Here is a 19380-nt window from a genome sequence, read left to right as displayed (position 1 = left end):
TCGGCAAGAGACTTCAACGGAACGTGCCAGGCGCCTTGAATAACAACGGCTGCGGTCTGGCGGGCCGACTTTGCAAACTGTCACAGGTAAACAACTGCGGGCGTTCGATGACATAACCCTGAGCGTAATCCACGCCGATTTCAAGCAATGCCTGCTCGATCTGCGCTGTTTCGACAAACTCGGCAATTGTCTGCTTACCCATGACATGCCCGATGTGATTGATCACTTCGACCATTGCACGGTTAATCGGGTCGTCCAGCATATCCTTTACGAAACTCCCGTCGATCTTCAGGAAGTCTACAGGCAAATGTTTCAGATAAGCGAATGAAGACATTCCGGCACAAAAGTCATCGAGTGAGAAATAACAACCCAAGCCTTTGAGTTCATTAATAAATCTGATTGCACTCCCGAGATTTGCAATGGCACTGGTTTCTGTAATTTCAAAACAAATCATTTCAGGCGGTACGCCGTAGTTATCAAACTGCTCGCGTAGAAAGTGCAAGAACGCGTCATCTCCGATAGTAATGCCTGAAAGATTAATCGCACACATTGCCAGAGGGCCTTCGCACTCTTCGTTAATACATTGAGCAATAACCTTAAATACATTCTGCACAACCCAGCGATCCAGCGACGTCATCAAACCGTAACGTTCCGCCGCGGGTATGAAACTGTCCGGCAGGATCATCCGGCCTGCCTCATCGTGCAGACGCAACAGGATTTCGATGTGCCCGCGGGTGCCACCGGCAACCGAACCCAGTGGTGCGATTTCCTGGGCGTAGAGACAGAAGCGGTTTTCCTCCAAAGCCATATGCAGGCGTTGCACCCAAGCCATCTCGCCAAAACGCAGGGACAGTTCCGAGTCGTCGGCGTGGTAGACCTGCACCCGGTTGCGGCCCTTTTCCTTGGCCATGTAGCAAGCCATGTCGGCGGCCCGCAACGAGGCCTCGAGGGTGGTCGGGTTCTGTGCGACGTGCACCAGACCAATGCTGACGGTGGTCAGGAACGGCCGCCCCTTCCAGACGAAATGCAGGTTTTGCACGGTCTGACGCAGGCTCTCGGCGATCTTCTCGGCCGCCTCCGGTGCGCAGTTCTCCAGCAGGATGCCGAACTCGTCGCCGCCCAGCCGCGCCAGCGTGTCGCCCTCACGCAAGCCCGATTGCAGCAACGCGCAGATATGGCGCAGCAACTCATCGCCTGCCGCGTGCCCGCAGGTGTCGTTGACCAGCTTGAACTGATCCAGATCGAGGAACATCAGCGCATGTCGCCCGGCCTGCCGCGTCAGGTTGTGCAGGGCCTGTTCGAGCCGGTATTCGAACTCGCGACGGTTGGCCAGGCCGGTCAGCGCATCGTGGGTGGCCTGCCACGACAGATTGGCGATGTATTGCCGCTCCTGAGTCATGTCATGCAGCACCAGCACCGTACCGCTGACCTTGCCGGCATTGCGGATCGGCGCACCGACCAGCGTCACCGACACGGTGCTGCCGTCCAGCCGCTGGATCAGCTTCGAATGCTCGCTGCCGCCGGTGAGCTGGCCACTGAGAATGTGCTCGATCAGGGTCAAGCCCTCGCTCTGGGCATTGTCATCCAGCAGGTTGAACAGCGCCGCCAAGGGCAGACCGGCAGCCTGCTCGGCCTTCCAGTGAGTCAACGCCTCGGCGGCCGGGTTCATGTAATCGATCGCCCCGCTGACGTCGGTGGTGATCACCCCGTCGCCGATCGAGTGCAGGGTCACATGGGCCCGGTCCTTTTCCAGTTGCAGCGCTTCGGCGAAGGCATGTCGCTGCTTGAGCAGTTTGCGGGTGCGCAGCAGCGCCAGCACGATCAGGCCCAGCGCAGTGGCGAGGTTGGTGAACAGCAGCAGGCGCAGGATCATCCGCGAACCTTCACCCAAGGCATCGCTGAACGCCTTGGCGGCCGGGGTCACGCCGTCATTGATCGCAAAGATCCGGTCTTTCCAGCGGCGGATATCGGCTTCGGTGGCGGCATTGGCGGTGATGCGCTGATGCATCTCCTGCGCCACGCCGTCGAGTTCCACCAGATAGGCGTCGCCCAGCGTCCAGCGGTCGATGGCGGTTTCCAGATAACTGAAGTGACGAAAGTTCAGGTACAGCCAGATCAGACTGGAAACGTCGTCCGGATGGTTACCGCCCTTGAGAATGCCCTCACGCGCCGCTTGAAGGTCGGGCGGTTGCTTGTCCAGCGCCAGGCGCAACTGGTGACCGCCCTGAGGCACGGCAATGGCGTTCTGGTACTTGAGATAAATCGCTTCGTCGCGACTGTCAGCGTACAGGTTGAGGTAATAGATCGCGTCTTTCTGGCCCTTGGACCAAAGGCTTTCACCAGCGACATAACCGCGAACGGCCGACAGGACGTAAAGACTCACGCCCCCCAACAAGGCTTGAAACAACACGACGGCGATAAATGGCCAGACGATGCCCAGCAACCGAGGCGTTCCGAGAGTCCGCTTTTGCTTCATGGAGTTCCTTGCGTGGTCACTGCCTGATTGTCCGTCTCTATCAGACCAACCCCCAAAGACTAGGAGGCGTTCGGGGTTCCGGCAAGCGGCGGATCCGCCTCAGTTCAGGACAAACGCCGGATAGACATATGTACAGCCACGGTCGCTGGCGGCATCGATCTACTGGGCACTTCAGGCATCCAACCCTCTGTAACGGGAATGCCTTCACAAGGAGTGTGATATGCCCTCGACGTTTTCAGCTTCAACCGACTTATCGACAACCGCAGAAACCAGCGCCATCGAGGCGCTTGGACTGGATACCGGCCCGGATATCGAATCCCTGATTCCCCAACCGACCGGCCGGGACCGCAAAAGGTTCAAGGCAGCCCAAGTCGCAACACCGGCTATTGCACCCGCCATGACCCTCGAACAGTACATGGCACAACGCATCAATGGACGAATGCTCGACACGGTCAAAACCTTTTTGATCGGCAAACCTTCGCTGATCCGTCATTTGAGTGGCGATATCCTGCGGCTCGCCGACACGGACGAACTGCGCGCGACCCCTTCGGTTTTCCTCCAGCGAGTACTGAATTCCCCCGAATCACTGGACCTGACAGAAAGGCTGCTGAAAAGGCTCAAATGGTTCGGTGCATCCCCCGGCGAACAGACGCCGCCGTCCGTGCGCTATCAGTTGTCATGCAAAGCCATCTGCCTGCATTTGCATGCGCCGTCTCCCGACGAGTCCCAGGAGCTCGCCGGATTCCACTGGCAAGACCCTGCTCACTGGGGCAAAAGCTACCAGACCCTGCGCCGCGATTTCGAACAGCATTTGCTGCGTACCCGACGAGTTGCCACTACCAAAGAGGCGATCCTGCTGGCCCAGATGTTTCAACATCGCCTGTCGAAAGACTTTGCCGTGCGCGATATCCCGCCCGAGCTTCGTTACAAGACGTCGATCGTGTGGGTGAACTTCATGCACGGCGTGCTGCTGGCCGAGGTGCTTGGCCTGGATCAGTCGCAACCCTTGTCTTTCCAGCAACTGGTCAGTTTGCCTCTGGAACGCAGTACTGGCGCCTCCCCCGCAGAGCTGGAAACAATTGCACGACTGCGAATAGGCCCCGCCCTTGAATGGGCGATGTGCACTGGCGTCATCCCGGCGCGAGCGGCATCCGGTCACGATCATGAAGACATCAAGCGAGCGCTGACTGCGCTGGAAGAACAAAGCGAAAACCTGAACAAGGCCGTGATGACGCTGGATTCAACCCCGCCTGACCGGATACAGATGGCTAGGGAGGTGCTGGCTGACCGGTTCAGTGGTTTTACATTCAACAAGGACGGACGCAAGTTGATGTCTGCCGATCCGAGCCATAGTCATTCAAGAGCACCACTGGACCAGAAGAATCAGCAGGGCCACGACTTTCTGGATGTCTATGCAGACGGCCAACTCGATGGCGAAAAGCGATGGATTGTCTCCATGCCCGACGGCAAAACGCGATCCACCACAGCACTCCGGCTGGATGAGCAGCGCGTCCTCTACGCCGAGCGTGAAAACTCGCGGGGTGGTTATGAACGGGTAAATGCAGATGACTACAGCTGGGCCGGCAAATCCTTGCCGGATATCAATGCGCAGTTTGAAAGCGCCTTCAACCAATATCTGGCGACGATCAGGCCGCCCTATCAGACCTTGATCGCCAGCTTGCTGACTTCACTGCCAGCGAGCGAACGTCAGGCATTGGCAATGGGTGAAATCGAGTTGTTGGGGATGCGTCGAAAATCAGTACCCAACGAACCGCCGGATCTGACCCGGGCCAGGAAGGGCTTCGTTATAAAAGTGACCCACCAGGGAAATATTGCCTACTACGAGCTGATCCCGAGTGCCGGCGTCATTCGCCTTCGACCCACCTTGAGGTTTTCAACCGTCAATGGCGTTCGGACCGAGTTTGCCTTGCACGCCACCATCCCCGGGCAAACCTATTCACCCGAGCGTGACATCAGTACTTCGTTGCTGCTCGACTGGTCGGCCCATCTCCACGGCAGGACACCTGCCGCCCGGGGGGCCTACATCGGCTACCTCGACACCGTGGGCACTATAGCCGCAGCCTCCATGGGTACCGGGACCGATGCTGCGACGCTGACATCACGACTGGACGCACTGGCCAACTACATCGCGACAAACTACCTCTACGTCGATGAAGAACACCTGCGCCAGCAAGCCCGAGGCATGACAATCTTCGACAGCCACAGGGCGAAGATCGAGAAACGGCTGGAAGTATTCGTGACGATCGTCAAAGGGTTCGTTCCTTTCTGGGGCAGCATCGAGGACCTGCTCTCCGACGATGTCAAAAGCAAAGCCCTGGGCGGGATCGGACTCCTGTTCGACCTGGCTTCGTTCCTTTGCCCGATCGGCAAATTCATCTCGGGTTCGGTGCGCCTGCTCCGCGCCGCTGCCGGCACCACTCGCATGGTCGTCAATGCAACGCTGCCGCCGTTTTCGACAGTGGCCCGCCAACTCCTCACCCGCTCACTGGCAAACCTCAACCCACTGGACGGTATTCCCTCGCTGCTCAAGGGTCTGGGAAGCGGTGCCGGAAAAGGGCTGCTCTTCATCGGCGGAGTGAGCGTTGTCGGCATCAGAAAACTGACGGGAAAGGCCGATGGCTTCCGCCTGGTCCAGAATCTGCCACAAGCCATCGATCCCGGGGACTGGAAGCCGCTGACGAACGGTGATCAGCTCGCGACGGTCAACGGTATTGATGATGTACTCCTGCGCCATACAGATTCTTCGGGACTGGAACGCTTTCATCTGGTCGACCCGATGACCTCCCTGCCCTACGGCCCGCGCCTGCGCAACAACGGCAAAAATCTCACGCAAGGTCGATCCGGCTTCAAGACATTGCCCCCGAGCGAAACCCACGTCGTTGCGCAAGTTCCAGAACACGCCCATGTTCGTGAAGTGCTTGAGGTCGATGGTCGAACCACGCTGCTGATTGATGACATCCCTTATCGACCGGACGGCAACCAACTGCGCCGCGCCGACCTGATCGATGATCAGTCGCTACTCAAAGCCCTGCCCTGCAGAGTGCGGCGCATGCCGGGGTCGGACGCCTGTAAAACGAGCTATGTCACCCGCAATCCGGCCCCCACGCCAGCCAACGGCACTTACGACACGGATAAAGGCTGGGCACCCTGGTTCGGAGACAGCATTTACACCCCGGCCACAGCGGGTCGAGCGATGCTGCTCGAGTTCCTGAAAAAGAAAAGCAGACACCCGGCGGTGATAGCGTTTCAAAAAGGGATTTACGGGAGGATCAAAGTGGATATCCCCTTCGGCACCCGGAATCAGTTCGACACCTTCGAGGCCGGCGCCATCATCGTCCCCGCTATCGACGACTCAAGGCACTATGTGTTCACCCGACTGGACGCCGGATCCTTCTACATCGCCGAACTGCCCAAAGGTCAGAGCCTCACCACTCCGTTGACGCTGCGCAAGACCAATACCCTGCCTGCCAATCTGAAGGGTGAGCTGATGACGGTGTACACCGGGTCTCTCAATGCCAACAACATGGCGAGAATCTACGGTATTCCAGCCGTAGAACGCGCCCTCGAAACCATGGAGAAAATTGCCATTCGCATTGGTGGTCATGCGAACCCGCCCGACACGCTCAAACTGCTTAAAGTCGACACCAGCCCCGGTGAAGCGGTTTTGTTCGATCATTCCACACGCATGATCGTCAACCGGCTGCCGGACGGTGCAGCATCCTGGTCACGTAGCAGGGATGCTTCAGACAGCTTTCGCCAACGAACCGCCGATATCTTCGATACGCTGTTTTGCGAGAAAACCATCAATATCCAACAAAGCGCCGACCTGAAAATCAATCGGACAATGGACAAGTTGCAGGCGCTGCTCCCGTCTCGTTTACAGGGACAGAATCCGAGAAACATCGCCTACGCCGACATCCTGACTTCGACAGACAAGCGCGAGGTGTATGTCAGCGTTTCCGGAGCGCAAGGACTGACCGGGGAACTGCCTTTGTTCAAGCCTCCATTCGCGCCGGACAAAGTGATCATCGGCGACACCACCTACTTCAATATCGACTTCGACCAGACCTTCAACAGAACCTCACTGGAAGTCTCGAGCAAAGGGCAATTGGTGGCGATTCCCCATACGATAAAGGACATCGACACCTACACGCCTGCGCTGACCCGTCGGCCGACCTCTCTGGACAGCGAGGCCAAACTGATCAGTGTGCTTCGCAAGAAATACCCCGAAAACCACATGATCGCTTCGGTCGACGTGGCTACAACCATGCCTCCATGCACCAGTTGTTCAGTGATCGTCAAAGAGTTTGGCTACGACGGCACGGCCAACGCACTGGAGGTGCTATGGAAATGATCTACAACCTCTGCAAATGCCCATAAAGCTTGGCGTACAACCCGCCATCGGCAATCAGTTGCTGGTGGTCGCCGTCTTCGGCCACTTGCCCGCCGTCGAACACCAGCACCCGATCCGCCTGCTTCACCGCTGACAGGCGGTGGGCGATGATCAGCGTGGTGCGGCCATGGAGAAAGCGCGCCATGGCCTGGTGCAGGTTGTATTCGGTGGCGGCGTCGAGGGCTGACGTCGCTTCGTCGAGGATCACCACTTTGGGTTCGGCGAGGATCATCCGCGCGATGGCCAGACGCTGGCGCTGACCGCCGGACAGACGCACGCCGGCGCGGCCGACGATGCTGTCCAGCCCGTCCGGCAAGGCGCGGATGGTGGGTTCGAGCTGGGCGATTTCCAGTGCCTGCCAGCAGGCTTCATCGCTGCGGGTGCGGCCCATGGTCAGGTTGGCGCGTACGGTGTCGTTGAACAGCGCCGGATGTTGCAACACCACAGCCACGTTTTCCCGAACCGTCTCCAGGCCGATTTCCTGCTGGGTCGATCCACCGAAACGGATCGTCCCGGCCAGCGGTGTGTACAGGCCCAGCAGCAATTGAACGAGGGTACTTTTGCCGCCGCCACTGGCGCCGACAATCGCCACTTTCTCGCCCGGCGCGATGGACAGGTTCAACTGATCCAGCACCAGTTCGTCGCCGTAACCGAAGCTCAGACCCTGCACCTGAATCCCGACCGTATCGCGGCCCTTGAACGGGTCGACGCCGCCGGGGTATTGCGGCTCGTCGGCGCGGGCCAGCAGTTCGTTGATCCGCGACAGCGCACCGCCCGCCGCGTAATAGGCGTACTGCAGGTTCAGCAGTTGTTCGACCGGGCCGATCATGAACCACAGGTAGCTGAACACCGCGAGCATCTGGCCGATCGACAGGTCGGAGAACAACACCGTCAACATGGCCGCCGCGCGGAAAATATCGATGCCGAACTGGAACAGCAGACCACTGGCGCGGTTCGACGCATCGGTCTTCCACTGCGAGTTAACCGCGTAGTTGCGCACTTCCTGCGCACGCAGACCCAACCGTCCGAGGAAGAAGCCCTGCCGGTTGCCGGCGCGCACTTCCTGGATCGCATCGAGGGTTTCGCTCAGCGCCTGGGTGAAGCGCGAGGTGCTGTCGTTCTCCAGTTTCTTCAGGTGCTTGACCCGTTTGCCCAACTGCACGGTGGCGTAGATCACCAGCGGGTTGAACAGCAGGATCAGCAGCGCCAGCTTCCAGTGCATCCACATCAGGATGCTGGCGGTACCGACCAGCGTCAGCATCGCCACCAGGAAACGGCTGAGGGTTTCGCCGACAAACTTGTCGAGGGTATCGAGATCGGTGACCAGGTGCGTGGTGACCGTGCCGCTACCGAGGCTTTCGTATTCGCCGAGGGAGATCCGTTTGAGTCGTTCAATCAAACGCACGCGAATGCGATAAACGATGTCCTTGGCCAGCCGCGCAAACAACCGCGCCTGCAACACGCCAAAACACAGGGCGCTGCAACGCAAGGTCAGCGTCACCACCAGCATCAGGCCGATGTAGCCCGCCGCCTGCTGCCACATCGAAGGCAGCACGTGGTTCATGACTTTCAGCGCGGCATCGCCGTGGCCGAGCAGGACTTCGTCCACCAGCAACGGCAACAGCAACGGAATCGGCACGCTGCACAGCGTCGCCAGTACGGCCACGCCGTTGGCGATCCACAGGGATTTTTTGTGATGAAGTGCCAGTCGCCGGACTTCAGCCCAGCTCAGCCGGTCGACACGCTTGACGGCTGGCGTGTCATCGGCCGGGTCAGACACAGGCCGCGCGCTCCAGCCATCGACCGAGCAACGGCGACAGTTCACTGAGCGGCTGGTAGCCGTTGGTCAGCAACGCCAGTTGGCCGTTGCGCTCGGCGAGCAGGGTCGGGAATCCGGCGATGCCCAGATCCTGCACCCAACTGAAATCGGCCTGGGTCGCCTTGTGCTGATCGGCATGATCGAACAGGGCAGCAAATTCGATGCGCGGGACGCCGGCCTGCTCTGCCAGCTCCACCAGAACGCTGGCCTGGGTGACATCGCGACCTTCGGCGTAGAAAGCGTGCTGGATCAACCCGACCAGTTTCCACGCGCAATCCGGTGCCAGGCTGCGCGCGGTGACGATGGCCCGGCAGGCAGGTTCGGTGTCGTAGACAAAGCCGTCCGGCAACGCGCCTTCCAGCTTGAACGGCTGGCCGGTGGCCTCGGTGACCGCCTGCCAGTGTTCGAGAATGTAGCGCCGGGTGGTGGGTTCAAGTGCTGCACCGCTGCCGGTGCGCAACCCGCCGACCACCAGGTGCAGTTCCACCCCGGCTGCCTGCGCCTGCTCCACCAATGCCTTGGCGACCGGGGCAAATCCCCAGCACCACGAACACATCGGATCCATCACATAGAGCAGGCGTGCAGACATGATTAAGCCTCGGTGGATGCTTGCTTATAGTTGTAGCCGATCGGGTGCGGCATGTTGCGCGCTTTTGCCAGTTCGATCTGTTTCTGGCGGTCGATCGCACTGCGGCGAGTCTTCTCGCTCAGGGTGTCCCAGCAGTGCGGGCAGCTGATGCCGGCCACGTAATGCTCGGAGGCGCGATCTTCAACGCTGACCGGGGTGCGGCAGGCATGGCACTGATCGTAGTCGCCTTCGCTCAGGTCATGGCGCACGGTCACGCGGTTGTCGAAGACGAAGCAGTCGCCCTGCCATTTGGTTTCTTCCTGCGGCACCTCTTCGAGGTACTTCAGGATACCGCCCTTAAGGTGGTAAACCTCTTCGAAGCCTTCGCCAAGCATGTAGCTCGAAGCTTTTTCGCAGCGAATGCCGCCGGTGCAGAACATCGCGACCTTCTTGTGCACGGCCGGATCGAAGTGTTCTTTGATGTAGTCGGGGAATTCGCGAAAACTGGTGGTTTTCGGATCGATGGCGCCTTCGAAAGTGCCGATCGAGACTTCGTAATCGTTGCGGGTGTCGATCAGCAGCACTTCCGGGTCGCTGATCAGCGCGTTCCAGTCCCGCGGTTCGACGTAGGTGCCGACCTTCTTGTTCGGGTCGACGCCTTCGACGCCCAGGGTCACGATCTCTTTCTTGAGCTTGACCTTGGTGCGATAGAACGGCTGCTCGTCGCAGTACGATTCCTTGTGATCGATATCGACCATGCGCGGATCGTTGCGCAGCCAGGCCAGCAGGCCGTCGATGCCTTCGCGGCTGCCGGAAACCGTGCCGTTGATGCCTTCTTCGGCGATCAGCAGGGTGCCTTTGATGCCGTTGTCGACCATCGCTTGCAGCAGAGGCTCGCGCAGGTTGACGTAATCTTCGAGGGTGACGAACTTGTACAGTGCCGCCACGACAATCGGTTGTGTCATGGGTATTTCTCCAGGTGGCTACCCTCGTAAAGGGTGAACCGGATGCGAAAAAAAACGCGCCGGGTGAGCGGCGCGTTGCGGATTCTAGCAAAAAACCTCAGTTCATTGCTGCAAGGCTCAATGCTTGCTGCCGCCGGCACAGGTCGGCGACGCCGGAGCGACGCCTGTCTCTGCCCATTCCTGCGGGGTGTAGGTGTGCAGCGCCAACGCATGGAACTCGCCCATCAGCTCGCCGAGCGTGCCGTAGACTTTCTGGTGGCGCTTGACCCGGTTCAGGCCTTCGAACTGCGCACTGACCACCACTGCCTTGAAGTGGGTCTGCAACCCGCGACTGTGCATGTGGCTTTCGTCCAGCACCTGCAGATGCTCAGGCTGAAGCAGCGCCAGCGTCGATTCGATGCGTTGTTGCATGGTCATCACGAACTCCGCTTACTTCTTCTTGGCCGGCGCTGCGCCTTTCGGTGCCAGCTCGTTGGTCATGTCGTCCAGCAACTTGTTGACCACCGGTACGGCGCTTTCCAGTTTGGCCTGGGTCATCTGGGCCGATTGCTGGGTCAGCTGCGGCATTTTTTCCAGGACTTTCTTGCCCAGTGGCGACTGGTAGAACGCGACCAGGTCTTTGAGCTCGGATTCGCTGAAGTTGCTGGTGTAGAGCTTGACCATGTCCGGTTTCAGCTTGTTCCAGCCAATGGCCTGATCCAGAGCGGCGTTGGCCTTGGCCTGGTAGGTATCCAGAACGGCTTTCTTGGATTCCGGCGCCTTGGTCTGTTCAAAACGCTGGGCGAACATTTGCTGAACCTGCATGTACACCGGAGTGCCCAGCTTGTCAGCGTGCGCCAGGGTCAGGAAAGCTTCGGCACTGGCGTTGTGGCTGGCGGTATCGGCAAGCACCTGGCCGCTGGCGCAAACCAGGGCAACCGCGGTGCAGATGGCACGAAGACGAGTCATCGAGTTTCCTTTTCAGCTAGGCGAGGTAAAACCCCAAGGGCGACCATTCTGCGCCTGAATAACGCTGCGGCTCAACCCCCGGGCCTTGCCGCGCTTGATTGGCGGGGATTTGCCGGTCAACAATCGGCCGCAGGGAACCACCCGGGCCGGCACCGGCCTAAACTGCGCAAACAGACCAACAGGAGTGTGCACGATGAGCCGTATCGAAACCGACAGCCTGGGCCAGATCGAGGTCCCGGACGACGCTTACTGGGGCGCTCAGACGCAACGCTCGCTGATCAACTTCGCCATCGGCCAGGAACGCATGCCCTTGCCGGTACTGCACGCCCTGGCCCTGATCAAGAAAGCCGCGGCCCGGGTCAACGACCGCAACGGCGATCTGCCTGCCGACATCGCCCGCCTGATCGAACAGGCCGCCGACGAAGTGCTCGACGGCCAGCATGACGACCAGTTCCCGCTGGTGGTCTGGCAGACCGGCAGCGGCACCCAAAGCAACATGAACGCCAACGAAGTGATTGCCGGCCGTGCCAACGAACTGGCCGGCAACCCGCGCGGCGGCAAGACGCCGGTGCACCCCAACGATCACGTCAACCGCTCGCAGAGCTCCAACGACTGCTTCCCCACCGCCATGAGCATCGCCACTGCGCAAGCGGTGCAGACCCAACTGTTGCCGGCGATCGCCGAGCTGTCGGGCGGCCTGGCCGAACTGTCGGCGCGACACATGAAACTGGTGAAAACCGGTCGCACCCACATGATGGACGCCACGCCGATCACCTTCGGCCAGGAGATTTCCGGTTTCATAGCGCAGCTGGATTACGCCGAACGGGCGATTCGCGCGGCGTTGCCGGCAGTCTGCGAGCTGGCGCAGGGCGGCACCGCGGTCGGCACCGGGCTCAACTCGCCGCACGGTTTCGGCGAAGCGATTGCCGCTGAACTGGCGGCGTTGTCCGGTCTGCCATTCGTCACCGCACCGAACAAGTTCGCCGCCCTCGCCGGCCATGAGCCACTGACTACGCTGTCCGGTGCCCTGAAAACCCTCGCCGTGGCGCTGATGAAAATCGCCAACGACCTGCGCCTGCTGGGTTCCGGTCCGCGTGCCGGTTTTGCCGAAGTGCGCCTGCCGGCCAACGAACCGGGCAGTTCGATCATGCCCGGCAAGGTCAACCCGACCCAGTGCGAGGCGTTGTCGATGCTCGCCTGTCAGGTGCTGGGCAACGATGTGGCGATCGGCATCGCCGCCAGTCAGGGTCACCTGCAACTGAACGTGTTCAAACCGGTGATCATCCACAACCTGCTGCAATCGATCCGCCTGCTGGCCGATGGCTGCAGCAATTTCCAGCAGCATTGCATCGCCGGGCTTGAGCCGGACGCCGAAGTCATGGCGAAACATCTGGAACGCGGCCTGATGCTGGTAACGGCGCTGAACCCGCACATCGGCTACGACAAGTCGGCGGAAATCGCCAAGAAGGCCTACAGCGAAGGCAAGACTCTGCGTGAAGCGGCGCTGGAGCTGGGTTATCTGACCGATGAAGAGTTCGATGCCTGGGTGCGGCCGGAGAACATGATCGAGGCCGGGGCCAAGGGCTGAGTCATCCCGATCCTTCCCGTGCCCGGCACGGGAAGGTCATCCGACCAACAGTTTCGCCCGCCGGGCCTTGAGCCCGGCAATCAGCGAAGGCCCGAGCGCCACCAGCGCCGAACCCAGCACCACCAGCACCGCCCCGCCATACCCCAGCAGATTGATCTGCTCGGCATGCACATACTCCGGCCACACCCCCGCCGCCACTGCCACCGCACCGAACGTCACCAACGGCGTGATCGCCAGCGTCGCGCTGACCCGCGAAGCTTCCCAATGCGCCAGCGCCTCGGCAAATGCGCCGTAGGCGATCAGGGTGTTCATGCAGCACGCCAGCAGCAGCCAACCCTGCAACGGGTTCAGCGACAGCGCTTCGAGCGGATGCACCCAAGGTGTCAGCAACAGGGCGCAGAACAGGTAGATCACCATCATCACCTGCAGCGAATTCCATACTGTCAGCAGTTGCTTCTGCCCCAGTGCGTAAAAGGTCCAGACCGTCGACGCCAGCAGCACCAACAACACACCGGCGGTGTAGTCAGACAAAGAGGTGAGCAATTCCGCCAGACGCTGATTGAAGAACAGCGTAAACCCGATCAACAGCACCGCCAGGCCAATGCCCTGACCGATACTGAAGCGTTCCTTGAACACGAACAGACTGGCGATCAGCAACATGATCGGCCCCATCTGCACCACGAGTTGCGCAGTGCCGGGGCTGAGCAGGTTCAAGCCCATCAGGTACAGCACGTAGTTACCCACCAGCCCGAGCACCGCCATCAGCACCAGCCAGCCGCCCTTCGGCCCGAGCACTTTGCGACTCGGCAACCTTTTGGTCGCCGCCAGATAAAGGAACAGACAGCCGCCGGACACCAGCAGGCGAAACCAGGTCACCGTGACCGGGTCCATCACCACCAGCACCTGCTTGAGCTTGATCGGCAGGATTCCCCACAGAAACGCCGTCAACAACGCCAGGAACATGCCGTACACCCAACGACCCGATGAAACGTGCATGAGAACCCCAAGCGCCAGAGACAGGAGCGCTCATTCTAGGCGCACAGTCCCTGCCCGACACAGGGACAGTTGCGCTCCAGCCGCAAATGAAACTGTGCAGGTCGCAGCAGAAAATTGACGATGGGCCGTTGATCGGCCGGCCGGGCAAGGTAAGTGGTTCAGGCATAAGCTTCTTGGATCCAGCCCGGGACATCACTCACCAAGGAGACCCCGTCATGTTAGGCATGCGCGCCCAGGACACCGCCCCCGCCACGCACTTTCGCAGCGACCGCGTGTGCCGGGTCAACGGCGAACTGTATTTCAGCACCCGGGAAAACACCCTCGAAGGGCCGTTCGACAGCCACGAGAAAGCCGAGCAGGAAATCCGCGCGTACATCGCGCGGATGCAGTTGATGGATTCTGGCAGGTCGAACTAGCGTACGGCCTCAAACAACCCGGTCGCGCCCATCCCGCCGCCCACGCACATGGTCACGATCCCGTAACGCAGATTGCGCCGCTGCAACTCGCGCACCAGATGCCCGACCTGCCGTGATCCGGTCATGCCGAACGGGTGGCCGATGGAAATCGAGCCGCCGTTGACGTTGTACTTCTCGTTGTCGATTTCCAGCCTGTCACGGGCGTACAGGCACTGCGAGGCGAACGCTTCGTTCAATTCCCACAGATCGATATCCGCCACCTGCAAGCCTTTGGCCTTGAGCAGCTTCGGCACCGAGAACACCGGGCCGATGCCCATTTCATCCGGCTCGCAACCGGCCACGGTGAACCCACGGAAAAACGCCTTAGGCTTGAGCCCCAGTTGCAGGGCCTTTTCCAGGCTCATCACCAGCGTCATCGAGGCGCCGTCGGACAACTGCGACGAGTTGCCGGCAGTCACCGAACCGTCCTCGGCGAACACCGGTTTCAACCCGGCGAGGCTTTCATAGGTGGTGTCCGGGCGATTGCAGTCGTCGCGATCGACGAGGCCGTCGAGGATCTGCACCACCCCACTGTTCTTGTCTTCAACACGGTACTTCACCGCCATCGGCACGATTTCATCGTTGAACAGGCCGGCAGCCTGCGCCTGGGCGGTACGGATCTGACTTTGCAGCGAGTAGCGATCCTGCGCCTCGCGACTGACGCCATAACGGCGCGCCACCACTTCGGCGGTCTGGCCCATGGTGTAGTAGATGCCCGGCGTCTGTTGCTTGAGCAGCGGGTTGATCAGGTGATCGGTGTTGACACTTTTCAGCGTCAGGCTGATCGACTCGACGCCGCCGGCGACGATGATGTCGCTGCAACCCGACGCGATCTGGTTGGCGGCAATCGCAATCGCCTGCAAGCCTGAGGAACAAAAACGGTTGAGGGTCATGCCCGCGGTGCCGGTGCCCAATTGCGAGAGCACCGCCACGTTGCGGCCAATGTTGTAGCCCTGGGCGCCTTCGTTGGAACCGGCGCCGACGATGCAATCCTCGACGCTGGCCGGGTCGATGTCGTTGCGCGAGAGCAACGCATTGACGCAATGGGCCGCCATGTCATCGGGACGGGTCTGGTTGAACTTGCCGCGAAAGGACTTGGCCAGGCCGGTCCGTACGCTGTCGACGATCACCACTTCACGCATGGCATACCTCATTGTTGCAGTCGGTTGAGAGTGGACCGAGCATAAGTCCACCCAATCGCCGACCGCGACAATCATTCACCTCGCGTATGCGGGCCCATCGGTTCAGTCCTTGTGCTTCTTGGCTCGCTTGTCGGACTTCTCGAACGCTTCTTCCAGCGCCCGGTTGATCGTGCGCAGCACCTTGACCCGGGCCCAGCGCTTGTCGTTGGCCTCGACCAGGGTCCACGGCGCAATTTCGGTGCTGGTGCGGTCGACCATGTCGCCCACGGCGGCGCGATAGGCGTCCCACTTGTCGCGGTTGCGCCAGTCGTCTTCGGTGATCTTGAAGCGCTTGAACGGGATTTCTTCGCGCTCCTGGAAGCGTTCCATCTGCGTGTCCTTGTCGATGGCCAGCCAGAACTTGACCACGATCACCCCGGCGTCGGCCAGTTGCTCTTCGAAATCATTGATTTCGCCATAGGCACGCATCCAGTCGGCGGTACTGCAAAAGCCTTCGACCCGCTCCACCAGCACCCGGCCGTACCACGAGCGATCAAATACGGTGAATTTGCCCCGCGCCGGAATGTGCCGCCAGAACCGCCACAGATACGGCTGCGCCCGCTCCTCTTCGGTGGGCGCGGCAATCGGCACGATGTTGTACTGACGCGGATCGAGCGCCGCCGCGACCCGGCGAATCGAACCGCCCTTGCCCGCCGCATCGTTGCCTTCGAACACCGCCACCAGCGCGTGACGACGCATGCGTTTGTCACGCATCAGCCCCGACAGTCGCGCCTGCTCGGTGATCAGTTGTTCTTCGTAGTCTTTTTTGTCCAGACGCTGGGTCAGGTCGAGGCTGTCGAGCAGGTTCAACTGATCGACGGAAGTCCCCAACGGTGCAGCGTTGACCTCATGGGGATGCACATCGGGACGCTTCAAGGCGTTTTGCAGCCCTTCGAGCAGAATCTTGCCGACCGTCAGGCTGCGGTAGTACGGGTCGACACCCTCGATGACATGCCATGGCGCGTAATCGCGACTGGTACGGCGCAACACGCGCTCGCCGTATTTGACGAACTTGTCGTAGGTCTGCGATTGCTGCCAGTCCAGCGGGCTGATGCGCCAACTGTGCAGCGGGTCATCGGCCAGGGCCTTGAGCCGCGCCTTCATCTGTTTCTTGGACAGGTGGAACCAGAACTTGAAGATCAGCGCGCCTTCATCGCAGAACATCTTTTCCATGCGCTCGGCGCCGGCAATCGCCTGATCCAGACGTGGATCCTTGAACAAGCCGTGGACCCGGCCCTGCAGCATCTGGCTGTACCAGTTGCCGAAGAAAATCCCCATCCGCCCCTTGGCCGGCAGCATCCGCCAGTAACGCCAGGCCGGTGGCCGCGCCAGCTCTTCGTCGGTCTGCTGGTCGAAGGTGCGCACTTCGATCAGGCGCGGATCCATCCATTCGTTGAGCAGCTTCACCGTCTCGCCCTTGCCGGCGCCTTCGATGCCGTTGATCAAAATGATCACCGGGAAACGCTTCTGCTGCTGCAACTCGAACTGGGCTTCGAGCAAGGCTTCACGCAGGGCGGGCACGGCGGCTTCGTAGGTGTCTTTGTCGATGGCGTGACCGATTTCAGCGGATTCGAACATAGGGACGGCTCCTTCCAGGATTCAGCAAGACTAGCGGATTGGGCTCTGGCGCGGCACAGAAATTCCCGCCGGCGGCGGATTGTCCTTGAGTGATCGTCAGCAAGGCTTGCCATGGATCAAGCGCCGCGTGCGTGATCGGCTAGAATGGCCGCCTTGTCGTTGCCGAGCCTGCCATGAAACCTGTAATGCCCCACGCCCAACTCGACTGGGATGACCAGGGACGCCCGCGTTCGCGAGTGTTCGACGATGTGTATTTTTCCGACCAGTCGGGGCTCGATGAAACCCGCTACGTGTTCCTTGAACAGAACCGTCTGGCCGAGCGTTTTGCCGCGCTGTCGGCGGGTGGGCGACTGGTGATCGGTGAAACCGGCTTCGGTACCGGGCTGAATTTTCTCTGCGCCTGGCAGTTGTTCGAACAGCAGGCGGTGGCCGGTGCGCGGCTGCATTTTGTCAGCGTCGAAAAGTTTCCGTTGAGCCCTGCCGACCTGCAACGGGCGCTGGCGTTGTGGCCTGACCTGAAGCCATTCTCCGATCAGTTGCTCAAGCATTACGTGGCAATTCATCAAGGTTTCCAGCGCATTGTTCTGGATAACGGTCGTGTGACCCTGACGCTGTTGATTGGCGATGCACTGGAGCAGTTGCCGCAACTGGATGGCCAGATCGACGCGTGGTTTCTCGACGGTTTCGCCCCGGCGAAAAACCCGGAAATGTGGACCGCCGAACTGTTCGCCGAACTGGCGCGATTGGCGGCGCCGGGCTCGACCATCAGCACGTTTACCAGCACCGGTTGGGTGCGGCGCTTGCTCAACGCCGCCGGCTTCAAGATGAAACGCACGCCGGGCATCGGCCACAAATGGGAAATCCTGCGCGGCGAATTTCTCGGCTGGCCCGAGGGTGTTGCGCCACCTGCGGCGGCAAAACCGTGGTTCGCCCGCCCAACAGCGTTGACAGGTGACCGTCGAGCCCTGGTGATCGGCGCCGGTCTGGCCGGTTGTGCCACGGCAGCCAGCCTTGCAGCACGGGGCTGGCAGGTCAATCTGCTGGAACGGCATGACGCGGTGGCCCAGGAAGCTTCGGGTAACCCGCAAGGCGTTCTGTATCTGAAACTGTCCGCCCACGGCACCGCACTGTCGCAGTTGATTGTCAGCGGTTTCGGCTACACCCGTCGCCTGCTGGAAACCCTGCAACGCGGTACCGACTGGGATGACTGCGGCGTGCTGCAACTGGCGTTCAATGAAAAGGAACGCGAGCGTCAGGCGCAACTGGCGGCGGCGTTTCCCGAAGACCTTCTGCAATGGCTCGATCAACCCGACGCTCAGGCCCGCGCCGGGATCGGTCTGGCCCATGGCGGTTTGTATTATCCCGAAGGCGGCTGGGTGCATCCGCCCGCATTGTGTCAGGCGCAAGCCGCACAACCGGGCGTCACGCTGCTCACCCATCAGGAAGCCATTGAGCTGCGCAAGCTTGACGGTCAGTGGCAGGCATTCGACGGTGAACGACTGATCGCAACAGCCCCCGTCGTGGTGCTGGCCGGTGCTGCCGAAATCAAGCGTTTTGCCCAGAGCGCCGACCTGCCCCTCAAGCGCATTCGCGGGCAGATCACTTGCTTGGCGCAGACCACACAAAGTCAGGCACTGAGCACGGTGGTCTGCGCCGAAGGTTACGTAGCACCGGCACGCTTGGGCGAACACACCCTCGGCGCCAGCTTCGATTTCAATAACGACGACCTGACCCCGACCACCGCCGAACACCTGGGCAATCTGGCGATGCTCGAAGAGATCTCCACGGATCTGGTGGCGCGCCTGCACATCGGCGAACCCGACGCCGACAGCCTTCAGGGTCGCGCAGCGTTCCGTTGCACCAGCCCCGACTACCTGCCGATTGTCGGCCCGCTCTCCGATCGCGAGGCCTTCACCGCGGCCTATCGCGCCTTGAGCAAGGATGCCCGGCAAGTGCCGGACACTCCGTGCCCGTGGCTGGACGGTCTGTACGTCAACAGTGGCCACGGCTCACGCGGGTTGATCACTGCACCACTGTCTGGCGAATTGCTGGCGGCGTGGCTGGACAAGGAACCGCTGCCGCTGCCAAGAGCGGTGGCCGAAGCGTGTCATCCCAACCGTTTTGCCTTGCGTGAACTGATTCGCGGGAAGGCCTGAGGGACGCCGGCCTGCACTCTGCAGGTTCGGCAAATCCCGTGATGACTGACCGCTGTTCGAGCAGCCCTACCCAAGCAGCACAACACCCTCCAACTCCTCCCTTCTGCGCCTCGCTCCCTTGCCTGCCATCGGTCGGCACATCGCGCCTTATAACTCATTGTTCTAAAACTCCGGCGTCCGCGCCGGGGTCAGTCTCTGAGTACCCACCCTTTTTGGCGGGTCCCGATTGCCCCTCC

At 60.7% G+C, this 19380-nt stretch carries 13 protein-coding genes; 4 read left to right on the top strand and 9 right to left on the bottom strand.

Features of this window, described 5'->3' with window-relative positions; genetic code table 11:
• Positions 1-13 precede the first annotated feature (13 nt).
• Positions 14-2476, bottom strand: a complete 2463-nt coding sequence (locus C1X29_RS06615; RefSeq protein ID WP_085745018.1) for an EAL domain-containing protein — start codon at positions 2474-2476, stop codon at positions 14-16.
• 220 nt (positions 2477-2696) lie between these two features.
• Here C1X29_RS06615 and C1X29_RS06610 point away from each other — a divergent pair, with 220 nt between their 5' ends.
• Positions 2697-6851, top strand: coding sequence for a hypothetical protein (locus C1X29_RS06610; RefSeq protein WP_102717095.1), 4155 nt, complete (start codon positions 2697-2699; stop codon positions 6849-6851).
• 1 nt (position 6852) lies between these two features.
• On the opposite strand, the gene C1X29_RS06605 is transcribed toward C1X29_RS06610, so the two are convergent.
• The 5 genes from C1X29_RS06605 to C1X29_RS06585 form a co-directional block, all read right to left on the bottom strand.
• A complete protein-coding gene (locus tag C1X29_RS06605; protein WP_102717094.1) occupies positions 6853-8670 on the bottom strand; it encodes an ABC transporter ATP-binding protein in 1818 nt (605 codons plus the stop codon).
• Positions 8663-9265, bottom strand: a complete 603-nt coding sequence (locus C1X29_RS06600; protein WP_170929396.1) for a DsbA family protein — start codon at positions 9263-9265, stop codon at positions 8663-8665. The genes C1X29_RS06605 and C1X29_RS06600 overlap by 8 nt, the downstream gene beginning before the upstream one ends.
• Before the next feature lie 35 nt (positions 9266-9300).
• Positions 9301-10242, bottom strand: a complete 942-nt coding sequence (locus C1X29_RS06595; protein WP_102717093.1) for a rhodanese-related sulfurtransferase — start codon at positions 10240-10242, stop codon at positions 9301-9303.
• 117 nt (positions 10243-10359) lie between these two features.
• On the bottom strand, positions 10360-10659 hold the full coding sequence (locus C1X29_RS06590) for a BolA family transcriptional regulator (protein ID WP_007950896.1): 300 nt from the start codon (positions 10657-10659) through the stop codon (positions 10360-10362).
• Positions 10660-10671: 12 nt separating this feature from the next.
• The gene (locus tag C1X29_RS06585; RefSeq protein ID WP_007950895.1) at positions 10672-11190 is read right to left on the bottom strand and encodes a DUF2059 domain-containing protein; all 519 of its coding nucleotides are present in this window, start codon (positions 11188-11190) and stop codon (positions 10672-10674) included.
• 193 nt (positions 11191-11383) lie between these two features.
• Between C1X29_RS06585 and C1X29_RS06580 the strand changes: the two genes are divergently transcribed.
• A complete protein-coding gene (locus tag C1X29_RS06580; protein WP_039770582.1) occupies positions 11384-12778 on the top strand; it encodes a class II fumarate hydratase in 1395 nt (464 codons plus the stop codon).
• Between the two features lie 36 nt (positions 12779-12814).
• Here C1X29_RS06580 and C1X29_RS06575 read toward each other — a convergent pair whose 3' ends face one another.
• Positions 12815-13774, bottom strand: coding sequence for a DMT family transporter (locus C1X29_RS06575; protein WP_085745021.1), 960 nt, complete (start codon positions 13772-13774; stop codon positions 12815-12817).
• Positions 13775-13989: 215 nt separating this feature from the next.
• Between C1X29_RS06575 and C1X29_RS06570 the strand changes: the two genes are divergently transcribed.
• Positions 13990-14190 (top strand): DUF6316 family protein, encoded by a 201-nt coding sequence (locus C1X29_RS06570; protein WP_085745022.1) that lies wholly within the window; start codon positions 13990-13992, stop codon positions 14188-14190.
• On the opposite strand, the gene C1X29_RS06565 is transcribed toward C1X29_RS06570, so the two are convergent.
• A complete protein-coding gene (locus C1X29_RS06565) occupies positions 14187-15371 on the bottom strand; it encodes a thiolase family protein (RefSeq protein ID WP_085745023.1) in 1185 nt (394 codons plus the stop codon). The genes C1X29_RS06570 and C1X29_RS06565 overlap by 4 nt on opposite strands.
• Positions 15372-15473: 102 nt before the next feature.
• Positions 15474-16988: a polyphosphate:AMP phosphotransferase gene (gene pap, locus C1X29_RS06560; protein WP_102686489.1), complete on the bottom strand. Its 1515-nt coding sequence runs from the start codon at positions 16986-16988 to the stop codon at positions 15474-15476.
• A gap of 173 nt (positions 16989-17161) precedes the next feature.
• Between pap and mnmC the strand changes: the two genes are divergently transcribed.
• Positions 17162-19144 (top strand): bifunctional tRNA (5-methylaminomethyl-2-thiouridine)(34)-methyltransferase MnmD/FAD-dependent 5-carboxymethylaminomethyl-2-thiouridine(34) oxidoreductase MnmC, encoded by a 1983-nt coding sequence (gene mnmC / locus C1X29_RS06555; protein ID WP_102717092.1) that lies wholly within the window; start codon positions 17162-17164, stop codon positions 19142-19144.
• The last annotated feature ends 236 nt before the right edge of the window (positions 19145-19380 follow it).

The sequence above is a fragment of the Pseudomonas sp. GW456-12-10-14-LB2 genome, assembly GCF_002884345.1.
In the GTDB taxonomy this organism is placed as follows: Bacteria; Pseudomonadota; Gammaproteobacteria; order Pseudomonadales; family Pseudomonadaceae; genus Aquipseudomonas; species Aquipseudomonas paraglycinae.
The sequence above is the reverse complement of the archived record's forward strand: the minus strand, read 5'-3'. Positions and strand labels throughout refer to the sequence as shown.